General features: G+C 69.4%; 12 protein-coding genes and 1 pseudogene. 7 read left to right on the plus strand and 6 right to left on the minus strand.

From position 1 onward, the window contains the following. The first annotated feature begins 16 nt into the window (after positions 1–16). Complete coding sequence (locus tag ACNPQM_RS07550) at positions 17–817, plus strand: carbon-nitrogen family hydrolase (RefSeq protein ID WP_418083388.1); 801 nt, start codon at positions 17–19, stop codon at positions 815–817. Positions 818–917: 100 nt separating this feature from the next. Here ACNPQM_RS07550 and ACNPQM_RS07555 read toward each other — a convergent pair whose 3' ends face one another. Beyond that, on the minus strand, positions 918–1409 hold the full coding sequence (locus ACNPQM_RS07555; protein ID WP_358860849.1) for an LURP-one-related/scramblase family protein: 492 nt from the start codon (positions 1407–1409) through the stop codon (positions 918–920). Between the two features lie 121 nt (positions 1410–1530). Between ACNPQM_RS07555 and ACNPQM_RS07560 the strand changes: the two genes are divergently transcribed. After that, complete coding sequence (locus ACNPQM_RS07560; RefSeq protein WP_418083389.1) at positions 1531–3348, plus strand: NHL domain-containing thioredoxin family protein; 1818 nt, start codon at positions 1531–1533, stop codon at positions 3346–3348. A 131-nt stretch (positions 3349–3479) separates the two neighbouring features. Here ACNPQM_RS07560 and ACNPQM_RS07565 read toward each other — a convergent pair. The 3 genes and pseudogenes from ACNPQM_RS07565 to ACNPQM_RS07575 all read right to left on the minus strand — a co-directional run. Then, positions 3480–3932 (minus strand): annotated as a pseudogene (locus tag ACNPQM_RS07565) (DUF4232 domain-containing protein); the annotation flags it as partial. After that, positions 3872–5170, minus strand: coding sequence for a M18 family aminopeptidase (locus tag ACNPQM_RS07570; RefSeq protein ID WP_358860851.1), 1299 nt, complete (start codon positions 5168–5170; stop codon positions 3872–3874). The gene ACNPQM_RS07570 and the pseudogene ACNPQM_RS07565, both read right to left, overlap by 61 nt. Positions 5171–5568: 398 nt before the next feature. Next, positions 5569–7395: an acyl-CoA dehydrogenase gene (locus ACNPQM_RS07575; protein ID WP_418083390.1), complete on the minus strand. Its 1827-nt coding sequence runs from the start codon at positions 7393–7395 to the stop codon at positions 5569–5571. Between the two features lie 172 nt (positions 7396–7567). Here ACNPQM_RS07575 and ACNPQM_RS07580 point away from each other — a divergent pair, with 172 nt between their 5' ends. The 3 genes from ACNPQM_RS07580 (at position 7568) to ACNPQM_RS07590 (ending at position 10401) form a co-directional block, all read left to right on the plus strand. Then, positions 7568–8008 carry an SseB family protein gene (locus ACNPQM_RS07580; RefSeq protein WP_037701899.1) on the plus strand — a complete coding sequence of 147 codons (441 nt, stop codon included), beginning with the start codon at positions 7568–7570 and terminating at the stop codon, positions 8006–8008. 261 nt (positions 8009–8269) lie between these two features. Then, positions 8270–9232 carry a pirin family protein gene (locus tag ACNPQM_RS07585; RefSeq protein ID WP_418083391.1) on the plus strand — a complete coding sequence of 321 codons (963 nt, stop codon included), beginning with the start codon at positions 8270–8272 and terminating at the stop codon, positions 9230–9232. An 86-nt stretch (positions 9233–9318) separates the two neighbouring features. Then, the gene (locus ACNPQM_RS07590) at positions 9319–10401 is read left to right on the plus strand and encodes an AI-2E family transporter (protein WP_418083392.1); all 1083 of its coding nucleotides are present in this window, start codon (positions 9319–9321) and stop codon (positions 10399–10401) included. A gap of 34 nt (positions 10402–10435) precedes the next feature. Here the strand turns inward: ACNPQM_RS07590 and ACNPQM_RS07595 are convergent, their stop codons facing one another. Further along, the gene (locus tag ACNPQM_RS07595; RefSeq protein ID WP_418083393.1) at positions 10436–12541 is read right to left on the minus strand and encodes an ATP-binding SpoIIE family protein phosphatase; all 2106 of its coding nucleotides are present in this window, start codon (positions 12539–12541) and stop codon (positions 10436–10438) included. 182 nt (positions 12542–12723) lie between these two features. Here ACNPQM_RS07595 and aspS point away from each other — a divergent pair, with 182 nt between their 5' ends. Further along, positions 12724–14508, plus strand: a complete 1785-nt coding sequence (gene aspS / locus ACNPQM_RS07600; protein WP_418083394.1) for an aspartate--tRNA ligase — start codon at positions 12724–12726, stop codon at positions 14506–14508. A gap of 273 nt (positions 14509–14781) precedes the next feature. Then, positions 14782–15588, plus strand: a complete 807-nt coding sequence (locus ACNPQM_RS07605; RefSeq protein WP_418083395.1) for a L,D-transpeptidase family protein — start codon at positions 14782–14784, stop codon at positions 15586–15588. 79 nt (positions 15589–15667) lie between these two features. On the opposite strand, the gene metG is transcribed toward ACNPQM_RS07605, so the two are convergent. Next, positions 15668–17272, minus strand: a complete 1605-nt coding sequence (metG, locus tag ACNPQM_RS07610; RefSeq protein WP_418083396.1) for a methionine--tRNA ligase — start codon at positions 17270–17272, stop codon at positions 15668–15670. Between the last annotated feature and the right edge of the window lie 40 nt (positions 17273–17312).

Genomic DNA, 17312 nt, shown 5'->3' on the forward strand with positions numbered 1-17312 from the left:
CCAGGACGGTGGTAGTGTGCGCGCCTCCCTTATCCAGATCGCAGTAGACCCGGACGAATCCGTCAATTCCCGCAGGGAGCGGGCCGCTTCCCTGGTCGCGGGCCAATGCGGTGCCGATCTGGTGGTCCTTCCCGAGCTGTGGCCGGTCGGCGCCTTCGCGTACACCGCCTTCGCCGACGAGGCGGAACCGCTCCAAGGGCCCACCCACGACGTGATGGCGAAGGCCGCGGCCGACGCCGGGGTCTGGCTGCATGCGGGCTCCTTCGTGGAGCGCGCCGACGACGGCACGCTCTACAACACCTCGCTGGTCTTCACGCCCGAGGGCGAGCGCGCCGCCGCGTACCGCAAGATCCACCGCTTCGGCTTCGACCAGGGCGAGGCGGTGATGATGGGAGCCGGCGAGGACCTGGTCACGGTCGCCCTGCCGCAGACCACGCTCGGCCTCGCCACCTGCTACGACCTGCGCTTCCCCGAACTGTTCCGCGGCCTCGTCGACGCCGGTGCGCAGACACTCGTCGTCCCGGCGGGCTGGCCGGAGCGGCGCCGCGCCCACTGGACTCTGCTCGCCCAGGCGCGTGCCGTGGAGAACCAGGCGTATGTCCTGGCCGTCGGCACCGCCGGCACCCACGCCGGGATCCAGCAGGCCGGGCACAGCATCGCCGTCGACCCGTGGGGCGAGGTGCTCGCCGAGGCGGGCGCGGACGAGGAAGTGCTCACCGTGGAGTTCGACCCGGCGAAGGTCACCGCCACGCGGGAGCAGTTCCCGGCGCTCAAGGACCGACGGCTGGGTCTCGTCCCGCCGTCGAGCGGCTGTTGACGCATCGGTCGGACCGGACTTCGCACCACCGTCGGGCATCCGCCGGACCGGGCCTCGCCCCATCGCCGGGCGGGGCCCGGTTTCACGTGAAACGTCCCGGTCAGCCGTCGCGCTCCTTGTCCGCGAGCACGATGACGCACACCGACACGGCGATGAGCAGTGCCGCGTCGGCGTCCTCCCGTACGACATCGATGCCGTACGTGTCCCGTACGGTCAGCCAACGCCGTGAGATCTGGGCCAGGAGTTCACCGTCGTAGTCGATGGCGAACTCACGGTCCAGGATCTTGCCGCTGACATCGAGCTCGGTGCCGTCGACCAGCGTCACCCGGTAATGGTTGCGCAGCAGCGAGAGCCGCTTCCGCTTGACCCGGGCGAGCTGCTCGCCGTCGCGCTCGATGAGCATCGTGTCGCGCAGGCTGAGCAGCTTCTGCCGGATCTCGACAAGGACCCGGCCCTGCGCGTCCTTGAGTTCGAAGGTGTCGCGCACCCGCATCGCTTTGCCGTCGACGAGGAAGACCTTGCGCCCGTCCGCGTCCTCGATCCAGTAGTCGTCGCCGACGGCGAACAGTCGCTCACGCACCAGGAATCTCATGGCTGACAGGTTCCCCCGGTGACCCCCCGGGATACGTGAGACTCCCCGGGGCGCGTGGCACCTCAAAAATGCCGGAGCCCCTCCGGAATGCAGACGCGCCACGGTGATGTTGACTGTTCACATGGCAACACGTGCGCGCGTCAGGGCCCCCGAGCTGGTCGGCAAGGGCGGCTGGCTCAATACCGGTGACCATCAGTACACCCTCGCTGACCTGCGAGGGCGCATTGTCATTCTGGATTTTTGGACATTTTGCTGTGTGAACTGTCTGCATGTCCTCGATGAGCTGCGCGAGCTGGAGGAGAAGCACCGCGACACCGTGGTGATCATCGGTGTGCACTCGCCGAAGTTCGTCCACGAGGCCGAGCACCAGGCCGTCGTCGACGCCGTCGAGCGGTACGAGGTCCATCACCCGGTCCTCGACGACCCCGAGCTCGCCACCTGGAAGCAGTACGCCGTACGGGCCTGGCCGACGCTCGTCGTCATCGACCCCGAGGGCTATGTCGTCGCCCAGCACGCCGGCGAGGGCCATGCGCACGCCATCGAGAAGCTCGTCGAGGAGCTGGAGGCCGAGCACGCCGAGAAGGGCACGCTGCGCCGTGGCGACGGCCCGTACGTGGCGCCCGAGCCCGTCGCCACGCATCTGCGCTTCCCCGGCAAGGCCCTGCTGCTGGCCGACGGCGGCTTCCTGGTCTCCGACACCACCCGGCACCGCCTCGTCGAGCTCGACCCCGACGGCGAAACGGTGCGCCGTCACTTCGGCACCGGGGACCGCGGGTTCGCGGACGGCGGACCCGACGAGGTGCGGTTCAGCGAGCCGCAGGGGCTCGCCGTGCTGCCCGACGGCCGGATCGCCGTCGCCGACACCGTCAACCACGCCATCCGCGCCCTCGATCTCACGACGGGGGTGACGACGACCCTCGCCGGTACCGGCCGCCAGTGGTGGCAGGGGTCTTTGACGACCGGCCCGGCGCGCGAGGTCGACCTCTCCTCCCCGTGGGACGTCGCCTGGTTCGCGGACCGGCTGTGGATCGCCATGGCGGGCGTGCACCAGCTGTGGTCGTACGACCCCGACTCCGGAACCGTGCAGGTCGCCGCGGGCACGACCAACGAAGGACTCGTCGACGGTCCGGCCGACGAGGCCTGGTTCGCCCAGCCGTCCGGCCTTGCCGCCTCCGCCGACGGTGACCGGCTCTGGGTCGCCGACTCGGAGACGTCCGCGTTGCGGTACGTCGACCGGGACGGGACCGTGCACACCGCCGTCGGTACCGGACTCTTCGACTTCGGCCACCGCGACGGCGCGGCCGGCCAGGCGCTCTTCCAGCACCCGCTGGGCGTCACCGCGCTCCCGGACGGGTCCGTCGCCGTCAGCGACACGTACAACCACGCCCTGCGCCGTTACGACCCCGTCCGTGGCGAGGTCACCACGCTGGCCACGGATCTGCGCGAGCCGAGCGACGCGGTGCTGGTCGACGGTGATCTTGTCGTCGTCGAATCCGCCCGGCACCGGCTGACCCGGCTGCGGCTGCCCGAGGAAGCCGTACGCGTCGCCGGCCAGGCGCACCGCACCCAGCGCGCGGCCACCGAGATCTCCCCCGGCACGCTTCGGCTCGACGTGGTCTTCCAGGCGCCCGCCGGGCAGAAGCTGGACACCCGGTACGGTCCCTCGACCCGGCTGCTGGTCTCGTCGACCCCGCCCGAGCTGGTGGCGGAGGGGGCGGGGCCCGGCACCGATCTCTTCCGCGACCTGGTCCTGGCCGACGGCGTCACCGAAGGGGTCCTGCATGTGTCCGCGATGGCGGCGTCCTGCGACGACGACCCGGAGAACGAGTACCCGGCCTGCCACGTCCACCAGCAGGACTGGGGCGTCCCCGTCCGCGTGAGTGCGCAGGGAACGCCGCGGCTGCCGCTGGTGCTTGCCGGAATGGACGAGCCGGCCTGACCGGCCGACAGGCTCAGAAGCCGTCCGTGCCGTTGCGCAGCCCGTACGTCCAATAGCCGGTCGCCCACTGCGTCGAGCGTGACGGAGAACGCCGTGACGGGCTCGTTGTTCTCGTCGCCCCCGCCGTCCGACAGCTTCACCAGCGCGTAGGCGGGGGCGCCCGCGGTGAGCACGATGGGCGTGGGCGGCCTGCTCGCGGCGACCGCCGGCACGTTCTCCTGGTGGCTCTCCAGGACCTGGATCTCCGGGAAGCCGTTCAGCCGGCAGTTGTGATCCGAGGTGTTCTTCGCGGTCAGGACGATGTGCGTGCAGGGCGGGCCGCTCTGGTAGGCGGCACCGCCGGTCTGCGCAGTGCCGCCGGTCTGCGCAGTGCCGCCGGACTGCGCGGACTCCGACGACTCCGGTGTGCGCTTCGCGGGCCACGCCGACGGCCCGCTCGCAGTCCTGCAACGCGGCCCGGAGGCTCCGGGCCGGTGTACGGATCGCGTACCCGGCCCGGCAACAACAATGTGCGGAAGGCGGATCAGCCTGCCAGGAAGGACGTCAGCGCGTTCGCCAGCAGATACGGGTCGTCCGCGCCGCACAGCTCACGCGCGCTGTGCATCGACAGGATCGCGACGCCGATGTCCACGGTCTGGATGCCGTGCCGGGCCGCGGTGATCGGGCCGATGGTCGTGCCGCACGGCATCGAGTTGTTGGAGACGAACGTCTGCCACGGCACGCCCGCCTTCTCGCACGCCGCCGCGAACACGGCCCGGCCGCTGCCGTCCGTCGCGTACCGCATGTTGACGTTGACCTTGAGGATCGGCCCGCCGTTCGCCACCGGGTGGTGCGTCGGGTCGTGGCGCTCCCCGTAGTTGGGGTGGATCGCGTGACCGGTGTCGGAGGAGAGGCAGATGGTCCCCGCGAACGCCCGGGCACGGTCCTCGTACGTGCCGCCACGGGCGAAGACGGAGCGCTCCAGCACCGTGCCGAGCAGCGGGCCGTCGGCGCCGGTGTCGGACTGCGAACCGTTCTCCTCGTGGTCGAACGCGGCCAGCACCGGGATGTACGGAATCTCGTCGTCCGGCTGTCCGGCGACTGCGGCGAGCGCGGCCGTCGCCGCGTGCACGGAGAGCAGGTTGTCCATCCGCGGCCCGGCCAGCAGCTCGCGGTCCCGGCCCAGGTAGGCCGGCGGTTCCACGGCGTGCGGCATCAGGTCCCAGCCGGTCACGTCGTCGGCGGCGACGCCCGCCTCCTCGGCGACGAACCGGATCAGGTCGCCCTCCTCGACGTCCCCGAGCCCCCAGATCGGCTGCATGTGCTTCTGCCGGTCGAGCTTGAGGCCGTCGGTGTTGGCCGACCGGTCCAGATGCACGGCCAGCTGAGGCACGCGCAGCAGCGGCCGGTCGATGTTGACCAGCCGGTGCGTGCCGTCGCGCAGTGAAATCCGGCCGGCGAGACCGAGGTCCCGGTCCAGCCAGGTGTTGAGCAGCGTGCCGCCGTACACCTCGACGGCGATCTGCCGCCAGCCGTACGACCCCGTGTCGGGCAGCGGCTTCACCCGCAGATTCGGCGAGTCGGTGTGCGCGCCGACGATGCGGAAGGGGGTGTGCGCCCCGGCGCCTTCCGGCACGTACCAGGCGACGATCGCCCCGCCGCGCAGCACGTACTTCCCACCGGTGGAAGCGTCCCAGGCCGCAGTCTCCTCGACCTGCCGGAAGCCGGCCTTCTCCAGCCGCGCCGCGGCGGTGGCCACGGCGTGGTACGGGGAGGGGCTGGACATCAGGAAGGCCATCAGGTCGTCGGTGTGACCGCGGTCGAAGCGGCGGGGAGAACTCATGTTCCTCACTGTAACGAGGCCGGACCGGCCGGATTCACCGTCGCCCGTGGGCGGGCGGCCCGCTCAACGTCCGGGGAGCGACAGTGCCTCGACGGTCATGGTTCCTCTCATGAACGGCATTCCGGGCCGGCAGTCGACGTACCCAGCTGATACGACAGCACCGCCACCCGAAAGCGTGTCCGGGTGACGGTGCGTGTTGACGATCGTGGGCGGAGTGCGCCCTAGGGCGTGTCTCGAAAGTCCCGTCTGCCGGGCGGCGTCCGGCACGCACGCTCGCCGCATTGTCGGGCTCGCCCCGATACGACCGGTATCGGGGCGACCCTCCGCCTTGCGATCGCATGCACCGGACGCCGCCCGGCCCGCCCTACGGGCGGACGACGCTACTTTCGAGACACGACCTAGAACGCGGCCTCGTCCAGCTCCATCAGCGAGTTGTCGACGGACTCGGCGAGCGCGCGCTCGGCGGAGACGCCCGGCAGGACGTTCGCGGCGAAGAACTTCGCGGCGGCGATCTTGCCCTGGTAGAAGGCGACATCCTTCGCGGAGGCGGCCGGCAGCTTCTCGGCCGCCACGGCCGCACCCTTGAGCAGCAGGTAGCCGACGACGACATCGCCGGAGGCCATCAGCAGGCGGGTGGTGTTGAGGCCCACCTTGTAGATGTTCTTGACGTCCTCGCCGGTCGCCGTGAGGTCGGCGATCATCGTGCCGACGATCGCCTCCAGGTCCACGGCCGCCTTGGCGAGCGAGTCCAGCGCGCCGGACAGTTCCTCGTTGCCCTGGGCGCCCGCGAGGAACTTCTTGATCTCCTCGGAGAGGGCATTGAGCGAGGCACCCTGGTCGCGGACGATCTTCCGGAAGAAGAAGTCCTGGCCCTGGATCGCCGTCGTGCCCTCGTACAGCGTGTCGATCTTGGCGTCACGGATGTACTGCTCGATCGGGTACTCCTGGAGGTATCCGGAGCCGCCGAACGTCTGGAGCGACTGCGCCAGCTGCTCGTACGACTTCTCGGAGCCGTAGCCCTTCACGATCGGGAGCAGCAGGTCGTTGAGGCCGTGCAGCGCCTTGGCGTCCTCGCCTGCGGCCTCCTTCTCCTGGATCGCGTCCTGGACGGAGGCGGTGTACAGCACGAGGGAGCGCATGCCCTCCGCGTACGCCTTCTGCGTCATCAGCGAACGGCGCACGTCGGGGTGGTGCGTGATGGTGACCTTGGGCGCGGTCTTGTCCATGAAGTTCGCCAGGTCGGTGCCCTGGACGCGCTCCTTGGCGTACTCCAGGGCGTTCAGGTAGCCCGTCGAGAGGGTGGCGATGGCCTTCGTGCCGACCATCATCCGGGCGAACTCGATGATGCGGAACATCTGGCGGATGCCGTCGTGCTTGTCACCGATCAGCCAGCCCTTGGCGGGGTGCTGGTCGCCGAACGTCATCTCGCACGTGTTGGACGCCTTGAGGCCCATCTTGTGCTCGACGTTCGTCGCATACACGCCGTTGCGCTCGCCCAACTCGCCGGTGGTCCAGTCGAAGTGGAACTTCGGGACCATGAAGAGCGACAGGCCCTTCGTGCCAGGGCCTGCGCCCTCGGGGCGGGCCAGCACGTAGTGAATGATGTTCTCGGACATGTCGTGCTCGCCCGAGGTGATGAAGCGCTTCACACCCTCGATGTGCCAGGAGCCGTCCTCCTGCTCGACGGCCTTCGTGCGGCCGGCGCCGACGTCCGAACCGGCGTCCGGCTCGGTCAGCACCATCGTCGAGCCCCACTGCTTCTCGACGGCGATCTCGGCGATCTTCTTCTGCGCCTCGTTGCCCTCGTCGAAGAGGATTCCGGCGAACGCCGGGCCGGAGGAGTACATCCACACGGCCGGGTTCGAGCCGAGGAGCAGCTCCGCGTAAGACCAGATCAGGGAGCGCGGCGAGGTGGTGCCGCCGATCTCCTCGGGCAGACCAAGGCGCCAGTACTCGGAGTCCATGAAGGCCTGGTAGGACTTCTTGAAGGAGGCCGGGACCGGTGCGGTGCTGGTCTCCGGGTCGAAGACCGGCGGGTTGCGGTCGGCGGCGGCGAACGAGTCGGCGAGCTCGTTCTCAGCGAGGCGGTTGACCTCGTCGAGGATGCTCTTCGCGGTCTCGACGTCCATCTCCGCGAACGGTCCGGTGCCGTACAGCTTGTCGCGCCCGAGGACCTCGAAGAGGTTGAACTCGATGTCGCGGAGATTCGACTTGTAGTGCCCCATGGGAAGGCTCCGTAATCAATAGCAGTGGCGCACAGCGCCCCAGGGAGGGGTGAGGGCCGGGCGGGCGACGAGCTGGCGGTGCGTATATCAGCTGACCTCACCGATGATGCTACCCGTCAGTAATAAGACGCAACCCCTCAAGGACGTGATGTGGCCGATTACTCTTTGCGGCATGTACGGCTACGACCAGAACCAGGGCGCACAGCAGCAGATGGGTGGCGGCTACGGCGAGCAGCCGCTGTACCCCGAGCCCTCGCCGCCCTCCCTCGGTGATGCGGTACGGGCCTTCACCACGGGTTCTCTGTCCGCCGAGGACTTCCAGCAGATCTTCGCGTCGTCGAAGGTCTACTGCCCGCGCGGCGACAACCCCGGGTTCCTTGCCCTGCACAACACCCAGCAACCGGTGATTCCCATGTTCACCACGCTCAAGGAGCTGCGGCTGTACGCGGGCAAGGAGTCCAAGTACTTCGTGATCACCGGCGCCGAGGTGATCGATCTGCTGCCGACCGGCTACGGCTTCGTCCTCGACATGGAGGGCGAGCACCGCATGGTCTTCGACGCCAAGGCCGTGGAGCAGATGGTCGATTTCGCGATGCGCCGCATGTACGGCTAGGGCAGCTTTCGCAAGCCTTCCGCCAGGCGGCGTCTGGCATGCACGCTCCTCATGGGGCAAGTGCTGCCGGTCACGGCGCAGGTGCCACTGCTTCGCAGACGCTTGATTCCTGACCTCCGAGAAGGGGTCCGTACCCGACAGGTACGGACCCCTTCTCGTTGTCCGGGGAGCGGCTGCGGCAGTGCGGGAATGCCGCAGCCCTTGCAAGATGTTCACCGTTCAACTAAATTGAAGCCAGGACAATCCCGGAGGTGGCTCCCAATGCCCGCAGTGACCGTCGAAAACCCGCTGACCCTGCCCAAGGTCGCCGCCTCGGGCGACGCCACGGCCCGTCCCGTGCTCGCCGTCACGACGGCGCCGAGCGGATTCGAGGGCGAAGGCTTCCCGGTTCGCCGCGCGTTCGCCGGGATCAACTACAAGTACCTCGACCCGTTCATCATGATGGATCAGATGGGTGAGGTGGAGTACCAGCCCGGAGAGCCGAAGGGCACCCCGTGGCACCCGCACCGCGGCTTCGAGACCGTGACGTACCTGATCGACGGAACCTTCGTCCACCAGGACAGCAACGGTGGCGGCGGCACCATCCAGAACGGTGACACCCAGTGGATGACGGCCGGATCCGGCCTCCTCCACATCGAGGCGCCGCCGGAGTCCCTCGTCATGTCGGGCGGCCTCTTCCACGGGCTGCAGCTCTGGGTGAACCTGCCCAAGGCCGACAAGATGATGGCCCCCCGCTACCAGGACATCCGCGGCGGCCAGGTCCAGCTCCTCGCCTCCCCGGACGGTGGCGCGCTGCTCCGCGTCATCGCCGGTGAGCTCGACGGGCACAAGGGTCCGGGGATCACCCACACCCCGATCACGATGATCCACGCCACGGTGCGTCCCGGCGCCGAGGTGACCCTGCCCTGGCGCGAGGACTTCAACGGACTCGCGTACGTGCTGGCCGGTCGCGGCACGGTCGGTCAGGAGCGCCGTCCCGTCCACATGGGGCAGACCGCCGTCTTCGGCGCAGGCTCCTCGCTGACCGTCCGCGCGGACGAGAAGCAGGACGGCCACACCCCGGACCTGGAGGTCGTCCTCCTCGGCGGCCGCCCCATCCGGGAGCCGATGGCGCACTACGGGCCGTTCGTCATGAACAGCCAGGCCGAACTGAAGCAGGCCTTCGAGGACTTCCAGGCCGGCCGCCTCGGCACCGTGCCCGCAGTCCACGGCATGGGTGAGTGACCTGCGTGACGGGTCGGCCTGACGGCCCGTCACTCGTTCGGTCGCACAAGCGGGACATGGCTCCCGCGTCGTGATCGGGTGGGAGGGTGGACACCCGGAAACCCCTCCTGCCCGACGCCGCCCGGCGAACAGCTGCCTGGTGCGCCGTACTTCTGCTGATCACCGGTGTTGCCGCGGTCGCCATCTGGCTGTGCGTCGTCCTCAAGACGGCCGTCACCCCGGTGCTGCTCGCCCTGCTCGGTACGGCGCTGCTCGGCCCCGTTTACCGCTGGCTGGCCGTCCGAGGGGTGAACCGGTCGGTGGCCGCCGGGCTCACCTGCGCGCTGCTCGTCGCGTTCGCCGGCGGCGCCGGCTACATCGTCGTCACCGCGTTCATCGACACCGGCGACCAGATCGTCCGGTCACTGAAGGACGCCGCGCAGTGGGTCATCGACCATTTCGGCGTCGCCCGGAACACCAATGTGAACGACCTCGTCGCCAACGCGCGGAAGCTCGTCGAGAAGTTCGGCGCGAGCGCCGCGGGCGGACTGCTCACCGGGATCAGCCTGGTCGGCTCGCTGATCGCGACCGGCGTCCTCGCCCTGCTGCTCACCTTCTTCTTCCTGCGCGACTCCGACCGGGCCGTGAAACTCGCGCACTCCGTCGCTCCGCGCGGCACCGGTGACCTGGTCGAGGCGATGGGACGGCGGGCGTTCGAAGCGGTCGAGGGCTTCATGCGGGGCACGACGCTCATCGCGCTGATCGATGCCCTCTGCATCACCGTAGGTCTGCTGATCCTGCGGGTGCCCGGGGCGGTGGGGCTGGGGGCGCTGGTCTTCGCCGGCGCATATATCCCGTATCTCGGGGCGTTCATCTCGGGTGCCGTCGCCGTTCTGGTGGCGCTCGTCGACCGGGGGCTCGTGATCGCGCTCTGGGCGCTCGGGGTGGTGCTCGCGGTACAGGTGCTGGAGGGGCACGTACTGCAGCCGTTGATCCAGAGCCGTACGGTCCAGATGCACCCGGCCATGATCATGATCGCGCTGACCGCGGGCGCGAGTGTGGCGGGCGTGCTGGGCATGCTGCTGGCGGTACCGGCGTGCGCGGCGGCGTTCGGCATCCTCGGCGAACTCCGCACGCGCAACGCCCAGGACGAACCGCCATCCGCCCCGCCGGATCCCTCCGACGGCTGAGGGCGGGAACGGTACCCGGCCGCACCGGAACTCCCTATGCCCCGTCTGCCCCGGCCGCCTCCACCGGCTCGGCCGACTCGGACAACTCGAACCAGATCGACTTCCCGGTGCCCTGCGGATCCACCCCCCACGCGTCGGCCAGCATCTCCATCAGCACCAGCCCCCGACCACTGGAGGCCAGCTCGCCGGGCTGCCGCTTGTGCGGCAGCTCGTCGCTGCCGTCCGCCACCTCCACGCGCAGCCGCCGCTCCCCCTGCTCTCCGGTCGCCTCGGCGACCATCAGCGCGTCCCCGTCCGTGTGGAGGAGCACGTTGGTCGCCATCTCGGAGATCATCAGGACCGCGGCATCGACCTGCTCCGGGTCCGCCCAGTCGTGCAGCAGCTCGCGCAGCTGCTGCCGCGCCGCCGCGATCCGCTCGGGCTCGGCCTGCGCGATGGTCAGTGCGGTGCGGCGCGGCGCCGCCTGCCGCGGGGCACCCGACTCGCGCCGCAGCAGCAGCACCGCGACGTCGTCCTCGCAGCGGTCGGCGAGCGGACCGGTCGTGTAGTGCGAGCCCGGCCCGTGCACCGCCTGTACCAGCGCGTCGGCGAGCTTCTCCAGGTCGCCGGTCTGCTCCTCCAGGACCGGCCGGAGCCGCACCCAGCCGGTCGCCATGTCGTGGCCGCCGGTCTCGATCAGCCCGTCCGTGCACAACATGATCGTCTCGCCGGTCTCCAGGACGATCTGAGTCGTCGGATAGTCGGCGTCCGTCTCGATGCCGAGCGGCAGCCCGCCACCGGTCTGCCGGATCACCGCGGTCCCGTCGGCGCTGATCACCACCGGGTCGGGGTGTCCGGCCCGGGCGATGTCGAGCGTGCCGGTCTCGGGGTCGGCCTCCGCGTACAGGCACGTCGCGAAGCGGGGCCCGGTCTCCTCCCCGTCGTCGTACGCGTCGGTGAGCCCGGAGAGGAACCGGGAGGCGCGGGAGAGCACCGCGTCCGGGCGGTGCCCTTCGGAGGCGTACGCGCGCAGAGCGATCCGCAGCTGCCCCATCAGCCCGGCCGCCCGCACGTCATGGCCCTGGACGTCGCCGATGACCAGGGCGATACGGCCGTTGGGGAGCGGGATCATGTCGTACCAGTCGCCGCCCACTTGGAGCCCGCCGCCGGTCGGCACGTACCGGGCGGCGACCGTCATGCCGGGGATGTCGGGGCCCAGGGACGGCATCATCGACCGCTGGAGCCCCTGCGAGAGCTCCCGCTCGGTCTCGGCCGCACCGGCCCGTGCCAGGGCCTGGGCGAGCATCCTGGCGACGGTCGTCAGCACGGATCGTTCGTCCGGTGAGAACGCCACCGGGTGCCGGAACCCCGCCATCCAGGCGCCCATCGTGCGGCCCGCCACGATCAGCGGGAGAAAGGCCCAGGAGCGGCGTCGGAAGCGGCCGGCGAGCGGCCAGGTGGCCGGGAAGCGGCGGCGGTACTCCTCCGGCGACGGGAGGTAGATCGCCCGCCCGGTCCGTACGACCTCTGCGGCCGGATAGTCCGTCTCCAGCGTCATGTCGGTGAACGGGTCCTCGCCGCCCACGGTGTGCCCGTGGTGCCCGATGATCGTCAGGCGGTCGCCCGCGACACCGAAGACGGCGAGCCCGTCCGGCGAGAACCCGGGCATGGAGAGCGACGCCGCGACCCGCAGCACCTCGGCGGTCGACCGGGCCTCGGCCAGTGCCCGCCCCGCGTCCAGGAGGAACGCCTCCCGGGAGCGGCGCCAGTCCCCGGTGATGGGGGTGTGCGCGCCGGTGGTTCCCGGCTGCGGTTCGGCGACCTCCTGGAGCGTGCCGACCAGCACATAGTCCTCGCTGCCCGTCGGCAGCGGTTTGGAACGGGTGCGTACGGTACGGAGCACCCGCCCGCGGTCGTCCACGATGCGCAGCCGTGCCTCGGCCAGGGTGCCCTCGACGACCGCGAGGTTCACCACTGCGTTGATCTCGTTCCAGTCGACCGGATGGAAACGCGCGCGCACCGCGGCCTCCCGGAAGACACCGGCTTCGGCGGGCAGCTCCAGCAGCCGGGCTCCCTCCGCATCGAGCGTGACGGTCCCGGCTCCGTTGTCCCAGCGCCACAGGCCGGTCGCCGTCGCGGCCAGGACGTCCTCGGTGCGCATTGCCCTACTTTAGGAAGATGTGTGCTGTTGATGCCACCGAGGAGGCCGCCGACGGGCTCCCGCGGAGCGCCCCGACCATGCCGGATGATCTTGCCTGGGGTTATGGCAATGAAGTGGTGCGGGCGCGGGCGGTAGCCTGGGGAGGCTGAATCCACCAAACTGCGAAGACTGGATGAACGACGATGCATCGGTACAGGTCCCACACCTGCGGCGAGCTCCGCGCCTCTGACGTCGGCACCGACGTCCGGCTGAGCGGCTGGCTGCACAATCGTCGAGACCTGGGCGGCATCCTCTTCATCGATCTGCGCGATCACTACGGTCTGGTGCAGCTCGTCGCCCGCCCCGGCACGCCCGGCAACGAAGCCCTGTCGAAGCTCACCAAGGAGACCGTCGTCCGGATCGACGGCAAGGTCTCCGCGCGCGGTGCCGACAACGTCAACCCGGAGCTCCCGACCGGCGAGATCGAGATCGAGGTCGCCGAGGTCGAGGTGCTCGGCGAGGCAGCCCCGCTGCCCTTCACGATCAACGCCGAGGACGGGGTCAACGAGGAGCGGCGCCTGGAGTACCGCTTCCTCGACCTGCGCCGCGAGCGCATGCACCGCAACATCATGCTGCGCTCCGCCGTCATCGCCTCGATCCGCTCGAAGATGGTGGCCCTCGGCTTCAACGAGATGGCGACCCCGATCCTCACCGCGACCTCCCCCGAGGGCGCCCGTGACTTCGTCGTCCCGTCCCGGCTGAACCCCGGCAAGTTCTACGCGCTGCCGCAGGCTCCGCAGCAGTTCAAGCAGCTGCTGATGATCTCCGGCTTCGACCGCTACTTCCAGATCGCGCCGTGCTTCCGCGACGAGGACGCCCGCGCCGACCGCTCCCCCGGCGAGTTCTACCAGCTCGACGTCGAGATGTCGTTCGTCGAGCAGGAGGACGTCTTCCGGCCGATCGAGAAGCTGATGACCGAGCTCTTCGAGGAGTTCGGCAACGGCCGCCACGTCACGTCGCCGTTCCCGCGGATCCCGTTCCGCGAGTCGATGCTGAAGTACGGCAACGACAAGCCGGACCTGCGCGCCAAGCTGGAGCTCGTCGACATCTCCGATGTCTTTGCGGACTCGGAGTTCAAGGCGTTCGCCGGCAAGCACGTCCGCGCCCTTCCGGTGCCGGACACCGCGGGCCAGTCCCGTAAGTTCTTCGACGGTCTGGGTGAGTACGCCGTCGAGCACGGCGCCAAGGGTCTCGCCTGGGTCCGCGTCGGTGAGGACGGCACCCTTGCCGGTCCGATCGCCAAGTTCCTCACCGAGTCGGACATCAAGACCCTCACCGAGCGTCTGTCGCTCGTCCCGGGCCACGCCGTCTTCTTCGGCGCCGGGGAGTTCGACGAGGTCTCCAAGATCATGTCGGCCGTCCGGGTCGAGGCCGCCAAGCGCGCCGGCCACTTCGAGGAGGGCGTCTTCCGGTTCTGCTGGATCGTCGACTTCCCGATGTACGAGAAGGACGAGGAGACCGGCAGGATCGACTTCTCGCACAACCCCTTCTCGATGCCCCAGGGCGGCCTGGAGGACCTGGAGACGAAGGACCCGCTGGACATCCTCGCCTGGCAGTACGACATCGTCTGCAACGGCATCGAACTGTCCTCCGGCGCCATCCGTAACCACGAGCCCGAGCTGATGCTCAAGGCGTTCGAGATCGCCGGTTACGACCGCGAGACCGTCGAGCAGGAGTTCGCGGGCATGCTCCGCGCGTTTCGTCTCGGCGCCCCGCCGCACGGTGGCATCGCCCCCGGCGTCGACCGCATCGTGATGCTGCTGGCCGACGAGCCGAACATCCGCGAGACGATCGCCTTCCCGCTCAACGGCAACGCGCAGGACCTGATGATGGGCGCGCCCACCCAGCTGGACGAGGGTCGTCTGCGTGAGCTGAACATCCAGCTGCGCAAGCCGGTCGCGGCGGCGAAGGACAAGACCGAGAAGTAGACCGGTTCCGGACCGTTGAGGTCCGCTTCCGTTCCACGTGAAACAGCCCCCGGCCGACGGCCGGGGGCTGTTTCACGTTCTGCTCCTGGTCGAGCGTCCTGCACAGCAACACACAGCTCACGACACGCCCGCAGTGGCAAAGAGAAGCTGATCGGATGCGGCCGGATGGCCCCTTTGTCTGATTAGTCGGGAGCGGGGGCGGCAAAGACTGGCTCGGGGACTTGGCGCGGGGACTCGCCTCCGCCTTCGACACCGATCCCTAGGAGAGCCCTCGTGCCCGAACGCGCGTCACGCCGCAGGTCCAGACGTCCGCCGTACGCCGTCTGCGCCGCACTCTTCCTCGTGCTGACCGGGTGCGGTTCCTCAGGCACCGCACCCGCCACTGTCCCCAGCAACGGCTCCCACGCCCCCGCGCCCGTCGGTACCTCCGGTGCGGCGGGCCCGGTCGCAGGCGCCCGTGGACCGGCCGCCCCCGCGCGGCCTGGAGAGATCCAGTTGCTGGGGCCGGGGATCAGGGCGGCGATCCCGGCCGATTCCCGGCAGGCACTGGTCGTCACCGGGGTCTCACCCGACTCCAGTCTGGCCACCGCAGTCCTCTACGCCCGTGAGGACCCCATGGTGGGCTGGCAGCCGGTCATGGGCCCGTGGCCCGCCCACAACGCCCTGAAGGGCTGGACCGCCGAGCACCGGGCGGGTGACCTCCGGACCCCCATCGGGGTCTACGGGCTGACGGCCGCGGGCGGTCGGCGCGCCGCACCGGGCACCGCGTTCCCGTACGAGCAGAACCCGCTCTTCAACATCAGCGGCGAAGGGTTCCACGGGGACTCTCTGGAAGGGTCCTTCGACTACGTCATCGCCATCGACTACAACCGCATCCCCGGCGCCTCTCCACTGGACCCGACCCGTCCGCTCGGCGAGGAGCGGGGCGGCGGCATCTGGCTCCATGTCGACCACGGCGGACCGACCCAGGGCTGCATCTCGCTCCCCAAGGACCGGATGAGGGAACTGCTGCGTGCCCTCGACCCGGCAAAGGTGCCGGTGGTCGTCATGGGTGACGCCGCGGCCCTGGCCCGCGGATGACATCGGGCACCGGAGGAGCCCGCATACGCGAGGGGCCCGCACCGTCACCGGTCCGGGCCCCTCTTCTGCGTCGCGAGAACTACGCGGGCTTCTCTTCCAGGCGCGGGAACAGCACCGCACCCTTCGTCACCGTCGCGCCCGCCGGCAGCTGACCCCAGCTGCCCGCTTCCTGCACGAGCTGGTCGGGCAGGGCGCCCAGGGACGCCTCGGCGCCGAGGGACTCCCACAGCTTCTGCGAGGTCTCCGGCATCACCGCGTTCAGCAGGACCGCGACACCGCGCAGCGCCTCGGCGGCCGTGTACAGAATCGTCGCGAGGCGGGCCCGGCCCTCGGGGGACTCGTCCTTGGCGACCTTCCAGGGCTCCTGCTCCGTGATGTAGCCGTTGACCTGCTTCACGAAGTCGAAGATCGCCAGGATGCCGGTCTGGAAGTCCACCTCCTCGCCGATCTTCCGGTCGGCCGTGGCGACGGCCTTCGCAAGACCCTCCTGGACTGCCTTCTCGGCCTCACCGGCGGCCGTGGCCTCCGGGAGCGACCCGCCGAAGTACTTGCCGACCATGGCGGCGACGCGTGAGGCGAGGTTGCCGTAGTCGTTGGCGAGCTCGGAGGTGTAGCGGGCGGTGAAGTCCTCCCAGGAGAACGAGCCGTCGTTGCCGTAAGCGATCGCCCGCAGGAAGTACCAGCGGTACGCGTCCACGCCGAAGTGGGAGGTCAGATCCTGCGGCTTGATGCCGGTCAGGTTCGACTTCGACATCTTCTCGCCGCCGACCATCAGCCAGCCGTTGGCCACGACCTTGCCGGGCAGCGGCAGGCCCTGCGCCATCAGCATCGCGGGCCAGATGACCGAGTGGAAGCGGAGGATGTCCTTGCCGATCAGGTGCACATCGGCCGGGAACGTCCCGTCGAACTTCTCCTGGTTGGCGCCGTAGCCGACCGCCGTCGCGTAGTTGAGCAGCGCGTCGACCCACACGTAGATGACGTGCTTCTCGTCCCACGGCACCGGGACGCCCCAGTCGAACGTGGAGCGCGAGATCGACAGGTCCTGCAGACCCTGCCGGACGAAGTTCACGACCTCGTTGCGGGCAGACTCGGGCTGGATGAAGCCGGGGTTGTTCGCGTAGAACTCCAGCAGCTTCGGGCCGTACTCGCTCAGCTTGAAGAAGTAGTTCTCCTCCTTGAGGATCTCCACCGGCTTCTTGTGGACGGCGCACAGCTTCGTGCCGTCCTCCGCCTCGATGAGGTCGCCGGGGAGCTTGTACTCCTCACAGCCCACGCAGTACGGGCCTTCGTACCCGCCCTTGTAGATCTCGCCCTTGTCGTACAGGTCCTGCACGAACTCCTGCACACGGTCCGTGTGCCGCTTCTCCGTCGTACGGATGAAGTCGTCGTTCGCGATGTTCAGGTGCTCCCAGAGGGGCTTCCAGGCCTCCTCGACGAGCTTGTCGCACCACTCCTGCGGAGTGACGTTGTTCGCCTCGGCAGTGCGCATGATCTTCTGACCGTGCTCGTCCGTGCCGGTGAGGTACCACACCTTCTCGCCGCGCTGGCGGTGCCAGCGGGTGAGCACGTCGCCTGCGACGGTCGTGTAGGCGTGGCCCAGGTGAGGAGCGTCGTTGACGTAGTAAATGGGGGTCGAGACGTAGTACGCCGTCGCCCCCTGCTTCTCGGATCCAGTGGCCGCCATGGTCGAAATCCTAACGGCCCGTGGGTGATCCACTCACACC

It is taken from the genome of Streptomyces sp. NPDC056231, from assembly GCF_048270745.1.
Lineage (GTDB): Bacteria > Actinomycetota > Actinomycetes > Streptomycetales > Streptomycetaceae > Streptomyces.

Excerpts from the sequence above, each read along its gene's own strand:
- ACNPQM_RS07555 (WP_358860849.1), bottom strand. The coding sequence starts at position 1,409 with ATGAGATTCCTGGTGCGTGAGCGACTGTTCGCCGTCGGCGACGACTAC.
- ACNPQM_RS07560 (WP_418083389.1), top strand. The coding sequence starts at position 1,531 with ATGGCAACACGTGCGCGCGTCAGGGCCCCCGAGCTGGTCGGCAAGGGC.
- ACNPQM_RS07570 (WP_358860851.1), bottom strand. The coding sequence starts at position 5,170 with ATGAGTTCTCCCCGCCGCTTCGACCGCGGTCACACCGACGACCTGATG.
- ACNPQM_RS07575 (WP_418083390.1), bottom strand. The coding sequence starts at position 7,395 with ATGGGGCACTACAAGTCGAATCTCCGCGACATCGAGTTCAACCTCTTC.
- ACNPQM_RS07580 (WP_037701899.1), top strand. The coding sequence starts at position 7,568 with ATGTACGGCTACGACCAGAACCAGGGCGCACAGCAGCAGATGGGTGGC.
- ACNPQM_RS07585 (WP_418083391.1), top strand. The coding sequence starts at position 8,270 with ATGCCCGCAGTGACCGTCGAAAACCCGCTGACCCTGCCCAAGGTCGCC.
- ACNPQM_RS07595 (WP_418083393.1), bottom strand. The coding sequence starts at position 12,541 with ATGCGCACCGAGGACGTCCTGGCCGCGACGGCGACCGGCCTGTGGCGC.
- aspS (WP_418083394.1), top strand. The coding sequence starts at position 12,724 with ATGCATCGGTACAGGTCCCACACCTGCGGCGAGCTCCGCGCCTCTGAC.
- metG (WP_418083396.1), bottom strand. The coding sequence starts at position 17,272 with ATGGCGGCCACTGGATCCGAGAAGCAGGGGGCGACGGCGTACTACGTC.